The sequence below is a fragment of the Amycolatopsis sp. NPDC051106 genome (assembly GCF_040682775.1).
In the GTDB taxonomy this organism is placed as follows: domain Bacteria; phylum Actinomycetota; class Actinomycetes; order Mycobacteriales; family Pseudonocardiaceae; genus Amycolatopsis.
This window is the reverse complement of record NZ_JBFBBQ010000096.1, coordinates 13,719-33,943: the sequence shown is the minus strand read 5'-3', so window position 1 is coordinate 33,943 and position 20,225 is coordinate 13,719. Positions and strand designations below refer to the sequence as shown.

The following is a 20,225-nucleotide window of genomic DNA, read 5'->3' as shown; positions in this document are numbered from 1 at the left end:
GTGAGCACCAGCCCGTCCACTGTGGACACGAGCCGGACGTCTGACGCACCGAACGCCACATTGGGTGCGTGGGACGCAACCAACGCCACATTGGGGCGCTTGGGGTGAGCGTTGGCGTGGTGGACGGGAGCGGCCTAGCGTGGGCCGGTGACTGAAGAGGCACTTCCCGCCTGGCGCCGGCGGACCTCCGGGGAGACGCGGTGGCCCGCCATGGGTGTCGTCGTCGCCACGCTCGTGCTGCAGGTCGCCCTGCCCGACGACATGGAGCTCCGGCCGTGGTGGCTGCTGCCCGCCGTCTCCGTGCTGCTCGTCGTGGCGCTGCTGCTGGTCAACCCCGGCCGGATGTCGCACTTCAGCGCCGTCGAACGGGTCATCTCGCTGCTGCTCGTCGCGGCCGTGACGGCGGTGAACGCCGGCTCCGCCGCCACGCTCGTCTACCGCATCGCGGCCGGCACGATCGGGGACCACGCCGGGGCCGTGCTGGTCACCGGCGGGATCGTCTACTGGACGAACATCGTCGCCTTCTCCCTCTGGTACTGGGAGTTCGACCGCGGCGGCCCGGGCCGGCGGGCCGCAGGCCGGGCCGAGTTCCCCGACCTGCAGTTCCCGCAGATGGCCGACCCGGACCTGGCGCACCAGGACTGGGAACCGTCCTACCTGGACTACCTCTACTTCTCCTTCACCAACGCGGCCGCCTTCAGCCCCACCGACGTCATGCCCCTGCGGATCTGGGCGAAGATGACGATGATGCTGCAGGCCGTCGTCTCGCTGGTGCTCGCGGTGATGGTGGTCGCCTGGGCGATCAACAACCTGAAGTAGCTCAGTGCCGCGAGATCGTGAAGCTCTGGCCGTCGGAGCCGATAGCGCCCGGAATCCACGTGTTCGTGCCGCGGTCGTCCGCGTTCAAGGCCGACGGGCCGGTCGAGGCCAGGTTCGTCCCGTTGAACTTGACGCCGGTGAACGTGATCCCGCCGGAGATCGAGGGGTAGGAGTCCGTCGGGGACTCGATGATCGCCTCCGCCGACGCGTGCTTCGACGTCAGCGACTTCGTGGTGGACTTGGACCAGCCCTTGGTCGTGTCGGAGAGGTCCAGCCGGTAGGTGTTCGTCGCGGTGCGGGTCACCGTCGCGGTGATGTGGTCACCCGCGCTCACCGACACGTTGTAGTACACCGGCGCGGCCGGGTACATCTCGTACCAGGCCGAGTACACCGGACGCCCGCTGGAGCAGTCCGTCTCGACGCCGGTCTGCTCCACTGTGGACGATCCGTCCCCGTCGATGCCGACCCACGGCGCGAAGAGGTCGTTGCTCGACCGGCACGTCACCGCCGGTTCGGTCCAGCTCGCCGTCGCCGTCGTGAAGCTGCCGAAGCTGACATAACCGCCCCAGTTACCACCGGAGAACTGGTGCCCGTGGAAGTGCGAGCCGTACTCGACCGCAGCGTGCGCGGTGCCCGAAACAGCGAGACCGGCGGCAGCCGCGGCAACCGCCGTGAGGACTCGGACAGCACGCGACGCAAGGATTCTGGACATGCGGGGACTCCGTTCACCGAGGGGGACCGGGAAAACCGTGTCCCCAAGTGTTGGAGCCACACCGAAAAGAAGGTAGCTACTTTCGAAGGGTCTTCACATTCCGGGAAATACTCACTATTTGCCGGTTTTACGCCCTGCTGAACGAAAAGACCCGTGAAGGCCTCCGCGGGGGAAGAGGCCTTCACGGGCCATATATCGCTCACCTACCGCCCGGTCAGGTGAGCGGGGCTACTGCTGGACCTGCGCGCGCGCCGCGTCCACGAACTTCGTCGTGTACGTCTGCGACAGGTCGATCTTGTCCTTCTTCGGCTTGACGTTGCTGGACGACTCGCCCAGCACCTTCAGCACGTTCTGCGCGCCCGCCGGGTCCATCCGGCCGTCGGGCGTGAACATCGGCAGGCTGTCCTTCAGCGACTTCACGTACAGCGCCTTGTCCCCGCCGGCGAACGACGGCGGCATGATGTCGGCGACCTGTTCCGGTGTGTGCGTCGAAATCCACTTCAGGCTTTCGACGTACGCATTGGCCAGTTTCTGCACGATGTCCGGATACCGCTTCACGATTTCGCAGCCCATGTACAGCGAGCTGGCCGGGTACAAACCACCCAAAGCGGCTTTTGTGCCTTCGACCGTGCGCATGTCGTAAAGCACCTTCGCCTGGCCGGTGTTGGTCAGCTGCGCGATCGTCGGGTCGGTGGTCATGCCAGCGTCGATCGATCCCTGGTTCATCGCCGAGATGAACGTCTGCCCGGCGCCGACCTTGACCGGCGTGTACTCCTTCGAGCTGACCCCGCCGCGCGAGGCGAGGGCCTTCGTCAGGAAGTCCGTCGACGAGCCCAGCGACGTGACGCCGAGGTTGCGGCCCTTGAAGTCCTTGCCCGACCGGATCTCACCCGCCTTGCCGGTGGCGACCATCTCGGCCTCGCCCGGCACGTTCGCGAACTGCACGACGCTCTGGATGCACTGCTCCTTGGCCTGCAGGTCGATCGTGTGGTCGTAGAACCCGACGACCCCCTGCACCTCGCCGGCCAGCAGCGACGTCTCGGCGTTGGCACCCGAGGGCTGGTCGAACAGCTCGACGTCGAGCCCCTGCCGCTTGTAGGCGCCGATCTGCTGGGCCAGCTGGCCGGGCAGGTAGATGACCTTCGAGATGCCCCCGATCATGATCTTGATGTGCGGCTGGCCGGAGGTGCCGAGGGCGATCTCCCGCGAGTCCCGGCAGGCCGTGACCCCGGCCAGGGTGACCGCGAGCGCGGCCACCACGCCGACTGTCCTCTTCAGGCGCATGTCAGACCACTCCGTGCGCGGCGTCGGCGGCGGACGGCGGGCGCCACCGCAGCAGCCTGCCCTCCAGCGAACTGATGCCCCACTCCGCGAGCAGCGCCACCACGGTGATGATCAGCATCCCGGCGTAGACGCCGGCCGTGTCGAACGTGCCCTGCGCGTTGGCGATCAGGAAGCCCATGCCGGCCTTCGCGCCGGTGTACTCGCCGACGACCGCGCCGATCAGCGCGAACCCGAAGGCGACGTGCAGCGACGACAGGATCCACGACGTCGCGCTCGGCAGCACGATCGACTTGAGCACCTGACCGCGCGTCGCGCCGAGGATGCGGGCGTTGTCGATCAGGTTCCGGTCGACCTCACGGGCGCCGGTGAAGGCGTTGAAGAACACCGCGAAGAACACGAGCACGACGACGGTCGCCACCTTCGACGACAGGCCGAGCCCGAACCAGATGACGAACAGCGCGGCGAGCACGATGCGCGGCAACGCGTTGGCGGCCTTGATGAACGGCGCCAGCACCTGCGCGAGGTAGGAGCTGCGCCCGAGGATCACGCCGAACACGACACCGAAGATGGCACCGATGACGAAGCCGATCGCGGCCTCCTCGACGGTCACCAGGATCTGGTACCAGATCGAGCCGAAGTCGGTGCCGGCGCTGAACCACTCGACCAGCCGTTCCCAGATCTTCGACGGCTTCGAGTAGAAGAACGGGTCGATCCAGTACGTCGCGGTCAGCTCCCAGCTGCCCAGCCAGACGACCACGATCGCCAGGCGCAGCAGCCAGATGTTGCGCTTGCGCCGCGCGGAAGCCTGCTTCGCGCGGGCGAGGATGTCCTGCTCGGTCTCCAGGACCGGGAGGGGCGCGGACGTGGCCGCCGGGGTCTCAAGCGACATTGCTCGCTCCCTTCTCACGGGCCTTGTCGACCTCGCTGCGCAGTGATTCCCAGATGTCGGCGTAGAGCTTGCGGAACTCCTCGGTGAGCCGCAGCTCCTCGACCTTCCGCGGCCGCTCCAGCGGGATCTCGAAGACGTCCTTCACGGTGGCCGGCGACGACGTCAGCACGACGACCTTGTCCGCGAGCGCGATGGCCTCGTCGAGGTCGTGCGTCACGAAGATCACCGCCGCGCCGGACCCGGACCACAGCCGCAGCAGCTCGTCCTGCATCAGCGCGCGGGTCTGGACGTCCAGCGCGGAGAACGGCTCGTCCATCAGCATGATCTTCGGCTTGGTGACGAGCGTCTGGGCCAACGCGACGCGCTTGCGCATGCCGCCGGAGAGCTGGTGCGGGTAGTACTTCTCGAACCCGGCGAGCCCGACGCGGGCGATCCAGTCGACGGCCTGCGCGCGGGCCTCGGCCTTCGGCACCCCGCGGAAGCGCGGGCCGGAGGCGACGTTCTCCAGCACCGAACGCCACGGCATCACCGCGTCGGTCTGGAACATGTAGCCGACGCCGTCCGGGATCGACTTCACGTCCTCGCCGTTCACCTGCACGCGCCCGGCGGACGGCGGCTGCAGCCCCGAGACCAGCGAAAGCGTCGTCGACTTGCCGCAGCCGGTGGGGCCGACGACGGCGACGAACTCGCCCGGCTGGACGGTCATGGTCAGGTCGCGGACGGCCGTGTGCACGGAACCGGACCCGCTCGGGAACCGTTTGGTGGCTCCGGTGAGTTCGATCAGAGGGGGGACCATGGGGAAGTGACTCCTTCGTCACGTGGTGCCTGTCACGTTGGGAAGGGACGTTAAGTACGCGTGGCGCCCAGGTGAAGCTTGTCGACGTTCTGCGTGCGAGCTGCGCGTTCTGAATGTTTTGCGCGTTTAGCGCACGGCCGTGAGCTGGGGGTATGTTCCCAGCCATGCCAAAGTGGGCGCTCTTCCCGCGGATGCGGTTCAGCAGGCAGGTGCTGCTGCTGCAGATCGGCGTGGTCGTCCTCGTCGTCGGGATCGGCGTAGCGCTGGTCAGCGTGCTCCTGCGCGACACCCTCACCGACCAGTTCGGCGAGCGCGCGCTGGCCATCGCGAAGTCGGTGGCGGCGGACCCGGTCGTCGTGGCCGACACGACCGCGAAGCTCCCCGGCGGCGCGCTCCAGGAGCGAGCGCTGACGGTGGCGGCGCGAACCGACGCGTTGTTCGTCGTGATCACCGATGACCAGGGCATCCGGCTCGCGCACCCGACTCTGAGCGAGATCGGCAAGAAGGTCAGCACGTCGGCGGAAAAGGCGCTCGCCGGGCTCGACGACGTCAACACGGTGGCGAGCGGCACCCTCGGCCTGTCCGTCCGCAGCAAGACGCCGATCTGGACACCGGACCACCGCCGGGTGGTCGGCGAGGTGAGCGTCGGGTTCGAGGTGGCCCAGCCGATCAGCGCGTTCAACCAGAAGCTCGCGATCACACTGCTGTTCGCCGGCGGCGCGCTGCTGCTCGGCGCGGGCGCGTCGGCGCTCCTGAACCGGCGGCTGCGGCGCGTCACGCACGGCCTCGAACCCCACGAACTCACCGAGCTGCTCTACGAACGCGAAGCCGTGCTGCACGGGATCGGCGAGGGCGTCCTCGCGGTCGACGAAGCGAACCGCGTTTCAGTGCGCAACGACGAAGCCGAACGCCTCCTCGGCACCGAGCTCCCGATCGGCGCCGCGATGGCGGAGCTGGAGCTCAGCCCGCGGGTGCACAAGGCCGTCGCCGAAGGGCGCCCGGTCGACAACCTGCTGGCCGTGGCGGGCAACCGGGTGCTGGTGATCAACTCGCGCGTGGTCCGGCTGGACGACCGGGACATCGGCACCGTGCTGACCTTCCGCGACCGCACCGACCTCGACACGCTGACCCGGGAGCTCGACGGCATCCGCGTGCTGTCCGACGGCCTGCGCGCCCAGCGGCACGAGTTCGCGAACCGGCTGCACACGCTCTACGGGCTGCTCCAGCTCGGTCACCACACCGAAGCCGTCGAGTACCTGCAGACGCTGACGGACTCGAGTTCCGCCCGGCCGAGCGAGCTGGGCGACGCCGTCGCCGATCCCTACCTGCAGGCGCTGCTCGTCGCGAAAACCGAGCAAGCGCAGGAAAAGGGGCTCACGCTCAAGCTCGCCGACGACACCTGGGTGCCGACGACCGTCACCGACCCGATCGCCGCGAACACCGTGATCGGCAACCTCGTCGACAACGCGCTGCACGCCGCCCGGATGGGCCCGCGGCGGCCGGCGACCGTCGAGATCAGCCTGCTCGCCGAGGACGGCACGCTGCACCTGTCCGTTGTGGACAGTGGTCCCGGGGTGCCCGAAGACCTGCGCCGGACGCTGTTCGACGAAGGCGTCTCGACGAAGATCGCGCCCGGCCACGGACTCGGGCTGGCGCTGGCCCGGCAGGCCGCCCGCGCCCGCGGCGGCGACGTCTGGCTGGCCGGCCCCGGCGACGGCGACACGGGCGCCCTGTTCGTCGCGAAACTGCCCGGAATGCTGACGGAGGACGGATGATCCGCACGCTCATCGTCGACGACGACTTCCGCGTCGCCGGGGTGCACGCCGGGTTCGTCGAGGAGGTCGACGGCTTCGCGGTGGTCGGCACCGCGCACACCGCGGCGGAGGCCCGCGCCCGCGTCCGGGAGCTCGCGCCGGACCTGATCCTGCTCGACGTCTACCTGCCCGACGAGTCCGGCCTCGCGGTGCTGCCGGAGCTGCAGACCGACACGATCGTGCTGTCCGCGGCGACCGACAGCGCGTCGGTGGCGGCGGCGATCCGGGCCGGCGCGCTGAACTACCTGATCAAGCCGTTCACCACGCGCCAGCTCGCGGAACGCCTGACGTCGTACGCGCGTTTCCGCGGCCTGCTCGCCGAAGACCGGGCCATGGGCCAGGACGACGTCGACCGCGCGTACCGGGTGCTGCACGACCAGGACCGCACGTCCGCGCCGAAGGGCCAGTCGACGGCGACGTCCCGGCTCGTCTCGGAGCAGCTGCGCCGGGCGGGCCGCCCGCTGTCGGCCGCGGAGGTGGCGGGCGAGCTGGGCATGGCGCGGGCGACGGCGCAGCGGTACCTCACGGCGCTGGCCGAGTCGGGCACGGTCCGGATGCGGCTGCGCTACGGCGCCACCGGGCGCCCCGAGCACGAGTACCGCTGGTCCGGCGCCTGAATCAGCGGCGGGTCGGCGTGTCCGCGCGGTACTGGTACTGCTGCATCATGCTTTCGGCGACGTCCACCCAGGACTGGACCGGGTTGGGCTTCGACGCCGTCGGCGAAGGCAGGTCGACGCGTGCCTCGTCTTCCTCGTCCTCGGGCACGGCCTTCTTCGCCTGCGGTTTCGCTTGCGCCTGAACGTGTTTCGTGGCCGGCTTGGCGGGCGCCGGCACGAACACGGTCGTCGGGGCGGGGGTGGCCGCCGGCGCCTGCGGGGCTTGCGGCTGGGGCGGCGCCTCGGCGACGGCCGGGCGGGCGTCCAGCTGGGCCACGTCGTCGCTCGGCGCCGAGCCGAACAGGCCACCGGAGAGCATGCCGCCACCCAGCCAGCCGACGGCGACGAGCAGCACCGCGGCGCCACTGCCCAGCCACGTGCGGGCGCGCCGCCGGATCACCACGGACTTCGGCCGCAGGTCCTGGTCGCACACCGGCGGCCGGGTGTAGATCGGCTCGAGCTCGGGCAGCTCGTCGTCGGTGCGACGGCGCTGCGGCAGGCTCGCGGCGATGATGCCGGTGCGATCCAGCAACTCCACCGCGGTGTCGCCGGACGGACGGGTCGCACTGCGCTGTGCGGTGCGAAGCATCGGGGACCTCCGGTACGGGACTCGTGGACCCCCCGCATTCTGGACCATTTCGGACGGCCCTGTCAGAAACGCAACTCCATTGAGTGATGCGGCACCCCGAAAGGCGCAGTCCGAAAGGGATTCGGCTTTCACATCTTCTTGAGCCACATGCGCGCGAGGACCGCGAGCGGCCGCTGGTACGCCGAGCCGAGCACGCGCGGGATGGCGTCGATGACGTAGGCGTCCGGTCCGATGAGGATCCGCGCCGACTTCCGCTCGATCCCGCGCAGGATCGTCTGCGCCGCCTTCTCCGGCGTCGTCTTCGCGATCCGCTCGAAGCCCTGAGCGGCCTTCTCCTGGTCGTCGGCGCCACTTCGCGAGTTGCGCACGATGTTGGTCTTGATCCCGCCGGGGTGCACGCAGCTGACCCCGACCGGGTGGCGCGCGATCAGCATTTCCTCGCGCAGGGCTTCGGTGAATCCGCGCACCGCGAACTTCGCCGCGTTGTACGCGCTCTGCGTCGGCACGCCGACGAAGCCGAAGACGCTGGAAATGTTCACGACGTGCCCGTCGCCGGAAGCGATCAGGTGCGGCAGGAAGGCCTTCGTGCCGTTGACGACGCCGCCGAGGTTGATGCCCATCAGCCAGTCGTAGTCCTCGAACGTCATCTCTTCGACGGATGCGCCGAGCGCCACGCCGGCGTTGTTCACGACGACGTTGACGCGGCCGAATTCGCCGGCGACCTCGTCGGCGTGGGCGAGCACGGCGGCGCGGTCGGCGACGTCGAGGGTGTACGCGCGGGCGTTGTCCCCGGCCAGCTCGGCCGTTTCCTCGGCGTTCGCGGCGTTGACGTCGGAGAGGGCCACGCGCGCCCCGCGCCGGGCGAACTCGAGCGACAGCGCCCGCCCGATCCCCGAGCCCGCCCCGGTGACGACCACGACCTTGTCCGCGAACTGCTTCATCGGCCCTCCGTGCTGCTAGGTGTTACCCGCGAGTCACGGATATTAGCGGCTGTGAGCTTGCTGTGGGTGTGCCGATCGTGTCGGTGCGGCACCTTAAGGTGATGGAGACCGAAGACCCGGACGAGGAGGAGATGCCCGTGCGGCGGCCCGCCGTCCTGCTCGCCTTCGCCGCGGTTCTGCTGCTCGGCGCGGCTTTCGTGGTCTTCGCGGCCCGGGAGCCGCGGTCGGCGAACGCCTCCGCCTCGGACACCGTCGAGGCCGTGCCGGCGTCGACGCCCGACCTGCCCGCGGAGTCCAGTCCCGCGGTCGGCGCGCTGTTCCTCGACGGTTCGCACTACTGCACCGCCAGCGTCGTCCACAGCGATCAGGGCGACGTGCTGCTGACCGCGGCCCACTGCATCCACGACGGCGAGGGCGGCGGCTACCTCACCGGTGTCACGTTCGCGCCCGCCTACCACGACGGCGTCGCGCCGTTCGGCTTCTGGACGGTCTCCGACGAGCTCGTCGCGCCCGGCTGGAGCGCGTCGTCGGACCCGGACCTCGACGTCGGTTTCGCCACCGCGCACCAGGCCGGCGCCGCGAAACCGCTGGAAAGCCTGGTCGGCGCGAACACCCTCGCCACCGGCACCGGGTTCGAGCAGGCCATCACGCTCACCGGCTACCCGGACGACTCCGAGGTGCCCGCCGTCTGCCGGAACACGACGAGCCGCCAGGACACGTTCCAGCTGAAGGTGGACTGCGCGGGCTTCCCGACGGGCACCAGCGGCGGCCCGTGGGTCACCGCGCCGGACCCGAAGACCCGCCTCGGCACGGTCATCGGCGTCATCGGCGGGTTCGAGTCCGGCGGCGACGACCCGGACACGTCGTATTCGAGCTACTTCGACACGGACGTCCAGGCCCTCTACCGGCAGACGACGGCCCGGGCATGATGCGCGTATGAGTGATCCCGTCGACGTACCCATCACCGGTGAGCCGATCCGGCTCGGCCAGTTCCTCAAGCTGGCCGGCCTCGCCGAAGACGGCTCCCACGCGAAGGACCTGATCGACGCGGAGGAGGTCACCGTCAACGGCGAGGTCGAGACCCGCCGCGGCCGCCAGCTGACCGACGGCGACGTCGTGGCGGTCGGCGCGAACCGCGGCAAGGTCGTCCTGGTCCACTGACCCGAGCTAACCCACGCTGGTCAGCGGCGGCAGGCCGATCGACGCCGCCAGCGCGTCCAGCTCGCGGCGCACCGGGCCGGACAGCGGCACCCCCAGCGCCCGGCACTGCTCCAGGTGCTGGGCCTCGCGCCAGCCGGGGTAGCGGATCGGCGCCCCGCCGTCCCAGCCGAGCATGCTGCCGAAGAGCGCGCTGGCCGCGCGGTAGAAGCCGTCGGCGCTGCGCAGCGTCGTCGGCGCGATCGCCAGCACCAGCAGGCCGGTGTCGTGTTCGTGGTCGGCCACGCCGGAGAGCACCCCGGCGAGGACCTCGACCAGCAGCGTCAGCCCGGCTCCTTCCGAGCCGGAGCGGTCCATGTCGAAGACGAACTCGGGGTACGCGCCCCCGGGCGCGGCCATGCCCAGGGGGTTCATCGGCTGGCCGGGTTCGCCACCGGCGGCGAGCACCAGCCCGATCATCGCGTGCGGCAGGGCGCGCGCGGCGTGGTGCCCGGCCCGGCCGAACGGCCCGACGCCGCGCAGCGAGACGAGCCCGACGCCGAAGCGGCCGGCCCGCGTGACTGCCCGGTCCATCGCGTCGCCGACCGCCCAGAGCCCGGGCGCGCGGCGGTAGTCGAGCAGCGCGGCGGCCCCGCGGTCGGCGATCATCAGCGGCTCGGCGTGCGGCACGACGTGCCCGGTCTTCAGCATCGGCAGGTGGATCCGGGTCAGGTCGGCGACGCCGGTGTCCGGGGAACCGACCAGGTCACCGTGGCAGAGCGCTTCAGCCGCCATGCGGGCGCGCGGTTCGGGGAAGCCGTGGGCGGCGAAGACGTGTGCCACGAGGGTGACCAGCTCGTCGGCCCGCACGCGCGGCCAGGCCTGTTCCGGGATCGGGCTTTCCGGGGTTTCTTCTTCGAGGATGCGGGGTTCGGGACGGGCGGAGCGGAAGGGACGCGGTCTGAGAGGCACTTCCCCGACACTGCCCAACTGCGGGATCCGGCGTCAACGACGTGGGCCCGGGCCTACCCGACCGTGTGATCGAAGGCTCCGAAGAGTCGTACCCTGGGCGGCATGTGCCGAAACATCACCACCCTCCGAGGGCTCGAGCCGGCCGCGACAGGCGAGGAGATCGAGGCTGCGGCCCGCCAGTACGTGCGCAAGGTGACCGGCGTGCAGTCGCTGTCGGACGCCACGCGCGAACCGTTCGAAGCCGCGGTCGCCGAGATCACGGAGATCACCACGCGGCTGCTGGAGCAGCTGCCCGCCCGCCGTCAGCCACCGGCGACCATCCCGCCGCTGCGCCGTCCCGAGGTGCAGGCCCGGATCGCGGCCAAGGCGCTGAAGCAGGCCTGAACTGTCGTACCCCGTCGCTAGGCTGGCCGCATGAGCGGACAGGGCTTGGTACTGGGCGGCGGCGGGGTCGCCGGAGTCGCGTGGACGACGGGGTTGCTGACGGGGCTGGCCGAGCGCGGCCAGGACCTGACGGGCGCGGACCTGTTCGTCGGGACGTCGGCGGGATCGGTGGTCGCCGCGCAGGTGACCAGCGGTACGCCGCTCCAGGAGCTGTACGCGCGCCAGGCCGATCCGGCGCGCCAGACCCCGGAGATCCCGGCCGAAATCGACTTCGAGAAGTTCGCGGCCGACTTCGGCGGCGCGGTCACCGGCTCGACGTCACCGGCGGAGGTCCGGCGCGCGGTGGGCCGGCTCGCGCTGGCGGCCGAGACAGCGCCCGAAGCGGAGCGCCGCGCGGTGATCGAGGCGCGGCTGCCGGTGCACGACTGGCCGGAGCAGCGCCTGGTGATCGTGGCGGTCGACGCCGAGACGGGCGAGCCGCGCCGCTTCGACCGCGCGTCCGGGGTGTCCCTGGTCGACGCGGTGGCGGCGAGCTGCGCGGTCCCGGGCGTCTGGCCGGCGGTGACGATCGGCGGCCGGAGGTACGTGGACGGCGGCGTCCGCTCGGCCGAGAACGCCGACTACGCGACGGGCTGCACCCGCGTCACGGTGGTCGCGCCGCTCGGGGTGGACGCGCCGCTGCCGATGGAGAAACCCCTGCTCGAGGTGCTGGACGACCTGCGCGCGGCGGGCGCGGAGGTCGCCCTGATCACCCCGGACGAGGCTTCGGTGGCGGCGTTCGGCGAGAACCCGCTGGACCCGGCGACCCGCACCCCGGCCGCGGAGGCCGGCCGCGCGCAAGGCGCGGCGTTGACGCTCACCTGGAAGTAGGCCGCGAGCGGCGAGCGGAGATCCGGCCGGACCAGGCGAAGCCGGCGATCACCAGGCCGACGGCAGCGAACGTCACGAGCGCCACCAACGGCGGCTCGTGCACGGTGTCGACCGCGCTCCGCTCGCCGCCCGGCCAGTACCGGACCCCGATCCGGGTGCCGGCGGTGTACTCGCGGGTTGTGCCACGGTCGATCCGCACCTCCCGCAGCCGGCTGCCACCGGGCTCGTCGACGCGGACGGACGCTGTGCTCCAGCCGGTGATCCGTTCCACCGTCCCGGTCGAAGCGACCGAACCCGAGTAGTCGGAGATCGCGCTCCCGCCGACGAAGACGGCGACGAGCACGCCGAACACACCAGTACCGGGCGGATCGCCCCGGCCCGCGGTTGCCGGTCTGCCACCTTCGGCCCCCTCCGCACGCGGCTCCCCATGACCTGGAGCACGTCCCGGGCCGGGCGCAGGGTGCCCCGGACTCCGTCGGCTACCCTCGTGGGGCGAGGTAGCGTGTCCGAGCGGCCGAAGGAACATGTCTTGAAAACATGCGAGGGGGCAACCTCTCCGTGGGTTCGAATCCCACCGCTACCGCTCCAGGCCCCGGGCGCGGAGTAGCCGCGCCCGGGTTCAGCCGTCCACCTGCTCCAGGTGCTCGAAAACCCGGCTGAAGGCAGCGGCGATCGTCGCCTGTTCCTCGGGGCTCAGCAGGTCGATGAGGTGCTCGCGCACCCCTTCCACGTGTGTCGGCGCCGCTTTCTCGAGCAGCGCCTTGCCTTCCTCCGCCAGCTCCGTGATGACGCCGCGCTTGTCCTCCGGGTCGCGCACGCGCCGGACCATGCCCGCGTCCTCCAGCCGGCCGACCTGGTGGGACAGCCTGCTTTTCGTGGACCCCATCAGCACCGCCAGCTCGGACATCCGCATCCGGTGGCCGTCCTGCATCTCCAGGCAGACGAGCACTTCGTAGTCCGTCAGCGACACGTCGTGCCGGTCGGCCAGCTCGCGGTGCAGAACCTGCCGCAGCTTCAAGGTCGCCACGATGTAGGAGCGCCACGCCGCCATCTCGGCTTCGTTCAACCAACGCACAGGCCGCTCCTCGGTCATAAGGCAGCCTAGAACGCTGATCAAGGGACCGCGCGGTCCGAGTCCGAACTGCGTGCGGGTAAAAATGCCGTCGCAACATCGCCCGAAGGTGGGGTTACGAAAAGGTTGAGACTCGGCCGGAAAAGGCGCATTCTGCTTGTGGCGGAAGGTCGGCCAGGGTAAGGCGCGGCGACGGTGACGTGCCGGCCCGGCTCCCCGCCGGGAGAGGTCAGGTGGTTGCGTGACGGGTGATCCTCGCGGTTGACCGCCTGCTGTGTCCCCGCGACCGGAACGGTTCACGAACGGGCCGGGCGCGATTGAGGGTTGTTGTGGTCAGGTCGGCGCGCCCCGCGCACAGACGCGGGGTTTGTCGGAAGTGATGCGTCGGCCGACGGCACAACAATCCTCACCGTGAACAGCATCACGCGGGCTTCCTTGCGTTCATGCAAACGGCGTCGATCGGGCCTGTATCGGGTCACGACCTCGGCAGTCGTGACGACAGCGCCTGAACGCCGGCCCCCTCTCGCGGCCAACCGCCGACCAAAGACACAACCTCGGTACAGAGCCTGGGTGTGGCCGTCAGCGCGACGGCCGCGCCCAGGCTCGTTACCATCTGCGGGTGAGATTCGACGACGATGCCGGCCTGGATGCCTCCGAAGTCCAGGACCTGCGCGGAAGCGGTGGAGGCGGCGGCGGGATCGGCGGCCGCGTTGCGCTCGGCGGCGGTGGGCTCGGCGTCGTCGGGCTGATCATCTACTTCGTGCTCTCCCAGCTCGGCGGGGTGAGCCCCGGCGGCAGCGGCCTGAGCGGCGGGCTCGGCGGCGTCGGCTCCGGCCAAGCGGTCGACAACTCGAAGCTTTCCAGCGAGTGCAAGACCGGCGCGGACGCCAACAAGAACCACGACTGCGCGATCGTCGCGGTCGTCAACTCCGTCCAGGACTACTGGACGCAGCAGTTCTCGCGCTCCGGCTCGACCTACCGGAAGGCGCCGACGAACTTCTTCAACGGCGGCGTGCGCACCGGCTGCGGCAGCGCGACCTCCGACACCGGGCCGTTCTACTGCCCGGCCGACTCCGAGGTCTACATCGACCTCTCCTTCTTCGACGAGCTGAAGTCCCGCTTCGGCGCGCAGGGCGGCCTCTTCACCGAGGCGTACGTCCTCGCGCACGAGTACGGCCACCACGTGCAGAACCTGCTCGGCACGTCGAAGAAGGGCACCGGCACCGGCCCGACGTCCGGTTCGGTGCGCCTGGAACTGCAGGCCGACTGCTACGCCGGCGTCTGGGCCAACCACGCCTCGACGACGCCGACCGAGAGCGGCAAGCCGCTGATCACCGACGTCACGCAGGACGACATCGCCTCCGCGCTGGACACCGCGTCCCGCATCGGCGACGACTACATCCAGCAGAACCTCGGCGGCGGCCAGGTCGACCGCTCGAAGTTCACCCACGGCACGTCGGCGCAGCGCAAGAAGTGGTTCACCACCGGTTTCCAGACCGGCGACCCGGCCCGCTGCGACACCTTCGGCACGAACAGCCTGGGCTAGGACACGACGAAGGGGCCGTCCCAGCCGGGACGGCCCCTTCGTTCTGTCGTCAGGCGGTCAGCGCGTGCGGGTCGCCGGCCACGGCGTGCGCGGAGAAGTTCCGCTGCGCGCCGCGTTCGGCGGCCTTCTGCTTGGCCGTCTTGTTCTTGCCCGGCTGGACGCCGTTGACGCTCTCGGTGCTCGTCGCGTAGACGCCGAGGGCCCAGGCGAGGCCGTCCGCGTTGCGGTCGAGCGCGACCCGGTCGACGTTGCCCAGGTTGTCGCAGGCCTGGTGGTAGCACGGGTCGAACGCGAGGCCGGCCGTGCCGCCCCACTTCGCCGCCTGCGCCGGGGTCTTCAGCACCTCGGCACCGGTGTCCAGGCCGCCGGCCGGGATGCCGACGGCGATGAACTCGCCGTAGTCGGAACGGCCGGTGAAGTCGGTGCCCTCGAGGGACACGCCCCGCGCCGCCTGCATGAAGTCGACGAAGGTCTTCTCGATCTGCGCCGAGCCGTACGGGCCCGCGCCCGCGCCGACGCCGTCGGAGTTGTCACCGTCGTAGGCGAAGTACCCGGCGTTCGGCGAGCCGATCATGTCGAAGTTCAGGTACAGCGCGATGTCGAGCTGCTGCTCGAAGCTCAGCTGGTCGACGTAGTACGTCGAGCCGATCAGGCCGAACTCCTCCGCGCTCCAGAAGCCGAAGCGGACGGCGTTGTTGACCTTCGGGCTGCTTCCCAGCTGCAGCGCGGTCTCGAGCAGGGCCGCCGAGCCGGTGCCGTTGTCGTTGATGCCCGGGCCGGCCGGGACGCTGTCGAGGTGCGACCCCAGCATCACGACGTTGTCCTTGCGGCCGCTCTTGGTCTCGGCGATGACGTTGTAGCTGGTCCGCGCCTCCTGGAAGGCACGCAGCTCGAGCGTCACGTTCTGCCCGCCGAGCGTGGCCAGCTGCGCCCCCGCGGCCGCCGTCACGCCGCCGGTCGGGATCTTCGCGTTCTCCGGGCCGCCGAGCGTCCCGTTCAGGTCGCCGTCGGTGTTGTTGTAGACGATGGCGCCGATCGCGCCCGCAGCCGCGGCCGTCTCCTGCTTCTGCGCGAACGAGCAGCCGCCGCGCTTGATCAGCGCGATCTTGCCCGCGACGTCGGCGGGGTAGTCGGTGGCCTCGCAGCCGCTGGTGTCGTCGACCGCGACCACGGCGAGCGGCGCGGTGATACCGCCGACGGGCGTCGAGACGGTGTACTCCATCGCGATGACCGGGACGTCCTGGCCGCCCGCGGTCAGCTTCTCGGCCAGGGTTTCCGAGTAGGTGAACGGGAACTCCTGGCGGGTCACCTGGAAGCCGGCCGCTTCGAGCTTGGTCGCGATGTACTCGGCGGACTTCTGGTGGCCCGCGGTGCTCGCCGCCCGGGTGCCGCCGTTGCTGTCGGCGATGCGCTGCAAGGCGATCAGGTGCCGGTTGACCCCGTTGACGTCGACCTTCTTGACGAGCTGTTTCGCCAGAGCGGGACCGTCGGGGACTGTCGTCGCGGCGGCGGCCGGGGTGAGGCCGAGCACCAGCGTCGCCCCGGCGGCGATCGCCACCGGAGGGAGGAATCTCTTTCTGAAGAGTGACATGGTTGCTCACCTTTGTGCGATATGCGAAGTACGTCAATGCGTCATTCGGCGGGAGCTTCCCGCACCGGGATACAGTCGACGCATGTACGCGATCACCATCCGTGAGCCAGGTGACCCGGAAGTTCTCGAGTGGGCGGAGGTCGCGGATCCGCGCCCCGGCCCCGGTGAAGTGCTGCTGGACGTCACGGCGAGCGCGGTGAACCGGGCGGACCTCCTGCAGCGCCAGGGCCACTACCCACCGCCGCCCGGCGCCAGCGAAACGATCGGCCTGGAGTGCTCGGGCACGATCGCCGAACTCGGCGAAGGCGTCCAAGGCTGGACCGTCGGCGACGAGGTCTGCGCGCTGCTCGCGGGCGGCGGTTACGCGGAGAAGGTCGTCGTCCCGGCCGGGCAGCTGCTGCCGGTGCCGGGCGAGGTCGACCTGATCGCCGCGGCGGGGCTGCCCGAGGTGGCGTGCACGGTCTGGGCAAACGTCGTGATGCACGCGAAGCTCGCCGAGGGCGAGGTGCTGCTGGTCCACGGCGGCGCCGGCGGCATCGGCACGCACGCGATCCAGGTCGGCAAGGCACTCGGCGCGACCGTCGTAGTCACCGCGGGTTCGGAAGACCGGCTCGACCGCTGCCGCCAGCTCGGCGCGGACCTGGCGATCAACTACAAGGAAAAGGACTTCGTCGAGGTCGTCAAGAAGGACTTCGGCGGCGCGAACGTCATCCTCGACAACATGGGCGCGTCCTACCTGGGCCGCAACGTCGACGCGCTGCAGCAGGACGGCCGGCTGGTGATCATCGGCATGCAGGGCGGGGTCAAGGGCGAGCTGAACGTCGGCGCGCTGCTCGGCAAGCGGGCTTCGGTGTTCGCGGCGGGGCTGCGCTTCCGGCCGCTGGAGCAGAAGGCGGCGATCGTCGCCGACGTCCGCGAACGGCTGTGGCCGCTGGTCGCGGAGGGTGCCGTCAAGCCGGTCATCGGCCAGGTCGTCCCGATGGCCGAGGCCGCGTCCGCGCACCGCGCCCTGGAAGAGGGCAGTGTGTTCGGCAAGATCCTGCTGGCCGCGAAGTCCTAACGCAGTTCGTCGAGGACCCGCACGAGCTGGTTGATCTCGAAGACGTTGGAGTAGTGGGCGAGCCCGATCCGCACGGCGCCGCCCACTTCTCCGACGCCGAGTGACGCGAAGACGCCGGCCGCGCCGTCGTCCGCGAAGGCGCACAACCCCTGCGACGCCAGGTACTCGGCCACTTCGGGTGCCTTCTTGCCGGCGACGGCGAAGGCGAGCGCGGGGATCCGGCGCATCGCGTTGCCGATGACCATGATGTGCCGCAACGACAGCAGCTCCGTGGACAGCTGCGCGAGCAGCCCGGCGTGGTACGACTTCGCCGAGCCGAGCGAGGTGACCAGCCGCTCGCGGCGGGAGCCGGACGCGGCGTCGTCGAGGCCGGCGAGGTAGTCGATGGACGCGATCAGCCCGGCCAGCAGCGGATAGGCGTGCGGCCCCAGCTCGAGGCGGGCCGCGCCGCGCGCCGCCGGGTCGAGCGAGACGGACGAGATGCGTTCGATCAGTTCGGGGTCGCGGAAGACGAGCGCCCCGACCGAAGGGCCGCCCCACGCCTGCGCGGAGACGACCATGACGTCGGCGCCGAGAGCGTTGATGTCCAGCGGCAGGAACGGCGCGGCGTAGGTGGCGTCGACGACGACCAGCGCGCCGACGCGCTTGGCGAACTCGATGATCGTCGGGACGTCCGGCCGGGTGCCGACGGACCCGGACGCGAGCGTGACCGCGACGGCCTTGGTGCGCGCCGACACGAGCTGCTCGTACTGCCACGCGGGCAGTTCGCAGGTCTCGATGTCGATTTCGCCCCACCGCACGACGGCGCCGACGCGCTTCGCGGCGCGCTGCCACGGCGCGAGGTTCGCTTGTTCGTCGAGCCTCGACACGACGACTTCGTCGCCGATGGTCCAGCGCTCGGCGAGCGCGTCGCAGAGGCGGCGCAGCATCACCGGCGCACTCGGGCCGAGCACGACGGCGGCCGGATCGGCACCGACGAGGTCGGCGACGGCCCGGCGGGCCGCGGTCACGATGCTTTCCGCGCGCTGTGAGGCCGGAAACGCTCCGCCCGGCCCGGACACCGGGGCGCGCATCGCCGTGGAAACGGCCGAAGCGACCTGTTCCGGGACCAGCATTCCGGCGGCGCCGTCGAAGTGAATCCAGCCGTCACCCAGCGCGGGAAAGAGCCCACGGATACGAGCGACGTCGAACGCCATGGGGACACCGTACGGACGTGCGGTTTCGCCGTGCGTCCGGGGTTGGGTGGAGAACCACCGGGAACCCCGATAGCCGCTACGCTCGGAGACGAACACCCCGCAGGTGTCGCGGAGCGTGTTGAACGCAAGCCAGGATGGAGCACATGACCGAGCCGAACTTCACAGCGGGTGACCCCGGCCAGGAATCTTCACCCCACGTGGTGGTAGTCGGGCAAGACGGCTCCCGTCTCGAGGGCGCGGAGCAAGCCGAGGCGGTGGGCGAGCTCATCGAAGAGCCGGCCAAGGTGATGCGGATCGGCACGATGATCAAGCAGCTGCTGGAGGAGGTCCGCGCGGCCCCGCTGGACGACGCGTCCCGCACCCGGGTCCGCGAGATCCACCAGACTTCGGTGAAGGAGCTGGCGGCTTCGCTGGCACCGGAACTCCAGGAGGAGCTCGAGCGCCTGGTCCGCCCGTTCACGGACGACTCGACGCCTTCGGACGCGGAGCTGCGGATCGCGCAGGCTCAGCTGGTCGGGTGGCTGGAGGGTCTGTTCAGCGGAATCCAGACGGCGTTGTTCGCCCAGCAGATGGCGGCCCGAGTTCAGCTGGAGCAGATGCGGCGCGGGTTGCCGGCCGGGCCTTCGGCTGCCGGTGGGGCTCATGAGGGGCATGGGCCGGGGATCTCGGGGACCGGGCAGTACCTCTGACGGTTCGTCCCGGGTTGTCCACAGACCGAGGGGCCTGTGGACAACCCCTGTGGACAACTACACGCCGCGGAAGAACGCCCGGATGTCGCCGATCAGGGCGTCCGGTTCCTCCAGGGCCGGGAAGTGGCCGCCGCGGGGGAACTCTGTCCAGTGGACGATCTTGTCCGTTCGCTCCGCCAATGTCCGGATCGGCAGGCCGATGTCGTCCGGGAAGACCGCCACTCCCGTCGGGACCACGTTCGACGCCGGTGGTGCTCCCCAGCCTCCCGTCAGCGCCGCGTACAAGCGGGCCGACGAGTTGGCCGTCTCCGTGAACCAGTAGATCGACACGTCCGCCAACAGGTCGTCGCGATCGATCAAGTCCACCGAGGTGTTCGAGAACGAGCGGAACTTCTCCGCGATCCACGCCAGCTGTCCTGCCGGGGAATCGTGCAGGCCGTACGCAAGCGTTTGCGGCTTGGTCGCCTGGATCATCGCGTAGCCGGTTCCGGACGCCGAGAACGCCTGGCCCTTCTCCAGCGAACGCTCGGCTTTGGCGAGTTCCGGACCGCTCAAGCCGGCGAGGTCCGACGGGGTTCGCGCCACCGCCGACGCCAGCATCGTCACGTGGATCCCCAGCACCCGCGAAGGGAACTGGATCGCCAGCTCCCGCGAGATGATCGCGCCCCAGTCGCCGCCGTGGGCTCCGAAGCGCTCGTATCCCAAGCTCGTCATCAGCGTCGCGAACGCCCGCGCGATGCGGTCCGGGCCCCAGTCCGGCGTCGGTGTCGGCCCTGAGAAGCCGTAGCCCGGGATCGACGGGACCACCACCGTAAGCGCCGAAGCGGGGTCGCCGCCGTACGCGCGCGGGTCCGTCAGCGGGCCGATGACGTCCAGGAACTCGACGATCGAACCCGGCCAGCCGTGCGTCAGCAGCACCGGCGTCGCGGACGGCTCCGGGGAGACCACGTGCAGGAAGTGCACCTTCGTGCCGTCGATCGTCGTCGTGAACTGCGGGAAACCGTTGATGCGCTCTTCCTGCGCCCGCCAGTCGAAGCCCGTGCGCCAGTAGTCGGCCAGCTCACGCACGTAGTCGACGGGCGCCCCGAGCCGCCAGCCGGCGTCGGCGGGCTGGTCGGGCCAGCGCGTGTTCGCCAGGCGCGCGCGGAGGTCGTCGAGGGCGCTCTGCGGGACGTCGATGTGGAACGGCGTGATCGTCATACCCCGAC

At 70.4% G+C, this 20,225-nt stretch carries 22 protein-coding genes and 1 tRNA gene; 11 read left to right on the top strand and 12 right to left on the bottom strand.

Going from position 1 to position 20,225, the window contains the following annotated elements; translation table 11 throughout:
- The first annotated feature begins 210 nt into the window (after window positions 1-210).
- On the top strand, window positions 211-819 hold the full coding sequence (locus tag AB0M83_RS40860) for a hypothetical protein (protein ID WP_364525944.1): 609 nt from the start codon (window positions 211-213) through the stop codon (window positions 817-819).
- Window position 820: 1 nt separating this feature from the next.
- On the opposite strand, the gene AB0M83_RS40855 is transcribed toward AB0M83_RS40860, so the two are convergent.
- The 4 genes from AB0M83_RS40855 to AB0M83_RS40840 form a co-directional block, all read right to left on the bottom strand.
- A complete protein-coding gene (locus AB0M83_RS40855; RefSeq protein ID WP_364525937.1) occupies window positions 821-1,531 on the bottom strand; it encodes a G1 family glutamic endopeptidase in 711 nt (236 codons plus the stop codon).
- A 228-nt stretch (window positions 1,532-1,759) separates the two neighbouring features.
- Window positions 1,760-2,815: an ABC transporter substrate-binding protein gene (locus AB0M83_RS40850; protein WP_364525935.1), complete on the bottom strand. Its 1,056-nt coding sequence runs from the start codon at window positions 2,813-2,815 to the stop codon at window positions 1,760-1,762.
- A gap of 1 nt (window position 2,816) precedes the next feature.
- Window positions 2,817-3,704, bottom strand: a complete 888-nt coding sequence (locus AB0M83_RS40845; RefSeq protein ID WP_364525933.1) for an ABC transporter permease — start codon at window positions 3,702-3,704, stop codon at window positions 2,817-2,819.
- Window positions 3,694-4,500 (bottom strand): ABC transporter ATP-binding protein, encoded by an 807-nt coding sequence (locus tag AB0M83_RS40840; RefSeq protein WP_155548528.1) that lies wholly within the window; start codon window positions 4,498-4,500, stop codon window positions 3,694-3,696. Before AB0M83_RS40840 ends, AB0M83_RS40845 begins: the two co-directional genes overlap by 11 nt.
- A gap of 191 nt (window positions 4,501-4,691) precedes the next feature.
- On the opposite strand from AB0M83_RS40840, the gene AB0M83_RS40835 reads away from it, so the two are divergent.
- Together AB0M83_RS40835 and AB0M83_RS40830 are read left to right on the top strand one after the other, a co-directional pair.
- Complete coding sequence (locus AB0M83_RS40835) at window positions 4,692-6,275, top strand: sensor histidine kinase (protein WP_364525943.1); 1,584 nt, start codon at window positions 4,692-4,694, stop codon at window positions 6,273-6,275.
- Entirely contained in the window at window positions 6,272-6,931 is a 660-nt protein-coding gene (locus AB0M83_RS40830) for a response regulator (protein WP_284744474.1), read from the top strand. The genes AB0M83_RS40835 and AB0M83_RS40830 overlap by 4 nt, the downstream gene beginning before the upstream one ends.
- A gap of 1 nt (window position 6,932) precedes the next feature.
- Here AB0M83_RS40830 and AB0M83_RS40825 read toward each other — a convergent pair whose 3' ends face one another.
- The gene (locus tag AB0M83_RS40825; protein ID WP_364525931.1) at window positions 6,933-7,559 is read right to left on the bottom strand and encodes a hypothetical protein; all 627 of its coding nucleotides are present in this window, start codon (window positions 7,557-7,559) and stop codon (window positions 6,933-6,935) included.
- Between the two features lie 128 nt (window positions 7,560-7,687).
- Window positions 7,688-8,500 carry an SDR family NAD(P)-dependent oxidoreductase gene (locus AB0M83_RS40820; protein ID WP_364525929.1) on the bottom strand — a complete coding sequence of 271 codons (813 nt, stop codon included), beginning with the start codon at window positions 8,498-8,500 and terminating at the stop codon, window positions 7,688-7,690.
- Between the two features lie 131 nt (window positions 8,501-8,631).
- On the opposite strand from AB0M83_RS40820, the gene AB0M83_RS40815 reads away from it, so the two are divergent.
- Together AB0M83_RS40815 and AB0M83_RS40810 are read left to right on the top strand one after the other, a co-directional pair.
- Window positions 8,632-9,429 carry a trypsin-like serine protease gene (locus tag AB0M83_RS40815; RefSeq protein ID WP_364525941.1) on the top strand — a complete coding sequence of 266 codons (798 nt, stop codon included), beginning with the start codon at window positions 8,632-8,634 and terminating at the stop codon, window positions 9,427-9,429.
- Window positions 9,430-9,436: 7 nt separating this feature from the next.
- On the top strand, window positions 9,437-9,661 hold the full coding sequence (locus AB0M83_RS40810) for an RNA-binding S4 domain-containing protein (RefSeq protein WP_364525927.1): 225 nt from the start codon (window positions 9,437-9,439) through the stop codon (window positions 9,659-9,661).
- A 6-nt stretch (window positions 9,662-9,667) separates the two neighbouring features.
- On the opposite strand, the gene AB0M83_RS40805 is transcribed toward AB0M83_RS40810, so the two are convergent.
- Entirely contained in the window at window positions 9,668-10,609 is a 942-nt protein-coding gene (locus tag AB0M83_RS40805; protein WP_364525925.1) for an Ldh family oxidoreductase, read from the bottom strand.
- 102 nt (window positions 10,610-10,711) lie between these two features.
- On the opposite strand from AB0M83_RS40805, the gene AB0M83_RS40800 reads away from it, so the two are divergent.
- Complete coding sequence (locus tag AB0M83_RS40800) at window positions 10,712-10,993, top strand: DUF2277 domain-containing protein (RefSeq protein WP_364525923.1); 282 nt, start codon at window positions 10,712-10,714, stop codon at window positions 10,991-10,993.
- 30 nt (window positions 10,994-11,023) lie between these two features.
- Window positions 11,024-11,863 (top strand): patatin-like phospholipase family protein, encoded by an 840-nt coding sequence (locus AB0M83_RS40795; RefSeq protein ID WP_364525921.1) that lies wholly within the window; start codon window positions 11,024-11,026, stop codon window positions 11,861-11,863.
- On the opposite strand, the gene AB0M83_RS40790 is transcribed toward AB0M83_RS40795, so the two are convergent.
- Entirely contained in the window at window positions 11,850-12,206 is a 357-nt protein-coding gene (locus tag AB0M83_RS40790; RefSeq protein ID WP_364525919.1) for a hypothetical protein, read from the bottom strand. The genes AB0M83_RS40795 and AB0M83_RS40790 overlap by 14 nt on opposite strands.
- A 153-nt stretch (window positions 12,207-12,359) precedes the next feature.
- Here AB0M83_RS40790 and AB0M83_RS40785 point away from each other — a divergent pair.
- Window positions 12,360-12,446 (top strand) — tRNA-Ser (locus tag AB0M83_RS40785).
- Between the two features lie 36 nt (window positions 12,447-12,482).
- On the opposite strand, the gene AB0M83_RS40780 is transcribed toward AB0M83_RS40785, so the two are convergent.
- Window positions 12,483-12,956: a MarR family transcriptional regulator gene (locus tag AB0M83_RS40780; protein ID WP_364525917.1), complete on the bottom strand. Its 474-nt coding sequence runs from the start codon at window positions 12,954-12,956 to the stop codon at window positions 12,483-12,485.
- 598 nt (window positions 12,957-13,554) lie between these two features.
- Between AB0M83_RS40780 and AB0M83_RS40775 the strand changes: the two genes are divergently transcribed.
- On the top strand, window positions 13,555-14,481 hold the full coding sequence (locus AB0M83_RS40775) for a neutral zinc metallopeptidase (RefSeq protein ID WP_364525915.1): 927 nt from the start codon (window positions 13,555-13,557) through the stop codon (window positions 14,479-14,481).
- Between the two features lie 49 nt (window positions 14,482-14,530).
- Here AB0M83_RS40775 and AB0M83_RS40770 read toward each other — a convergent pair whose 3' ends face one another.
- Entirely contained in the window at window positions 14,531-16,072 is a 1,542-nt protein-coding gene (locus AB0M83_RS40770) for a M28 family metallopeptidase (RefSeq protein WP_364525913.1), read from the bottom strand.
- Window positions 16,073-16,154: 82 nt separating this feature from the next.
- Here AB0M83_RS40770 and AB0M83_RS40765 point away from each other — a divergent pair, with 82 nt between their 5' ends.
- Entirely contained in the window at window positions 16,155-17,132 is a 978-nt protein-coding gene (locus AB0M83_RS40765; RefSeq protein WP_364525911.1) for an NAD(P)H-quinone oxidoreductase, read from the top strand.
- Here the strand turns inward: AB0M83_RS40765 and AB0M83_RS40760 are convergent.
- Entirely contained in the window at window positions 17,129-18,328 is a 1,200-nt protein-coding gene (locus tag AB0M83_RS40760; RefSeq protein ID WP_364525909.1) for a cysteine desulfurase-like protein, read from the bottom strand. The genes AB0M83_RS40765 and AB0M83_RS40760 overlap by 4 nt on opposite strands.
- A gap of 134 nt (window positions 18,329-18,462) precedes the next feature.
- On the opposite strand from AB0M83_RS40760, the gene AB0M83_RS40755 reads away from it, so the two are divergent.
- Window positions 18,463-19,017: a bacterial proteasome activator family protein gene (locus AB0M83_RS40755; RefSeq protein WP_364525907.1), complete on the top strand. Its 555-nt coding sequence runs from the start codon at window positions 18,463-18,465 to the stop codon at window positions 19,015-19,017.
- Window positions 19,018-19,074: 57 nt separating this feature from the next.
- Here the strand turns inward: AB0M83_RS40755 and AB0M83_RS40750 are convergent, their stop codons facing one another.
- Window positions 19,075-20,217 (bottom strand): epoxide hydrolase family protein, encoded by a 1,143-nt coding sequence (locus AB0M83_RS40750; protein ID WP_364525905.1) that lies wholly within the window; start codon window positions 20,215-20,217, stop codon window positions 19,075-19,077.
- Between the last annotated feature and the right edge of the window lie 8 nt (window positions 20,218-20,225).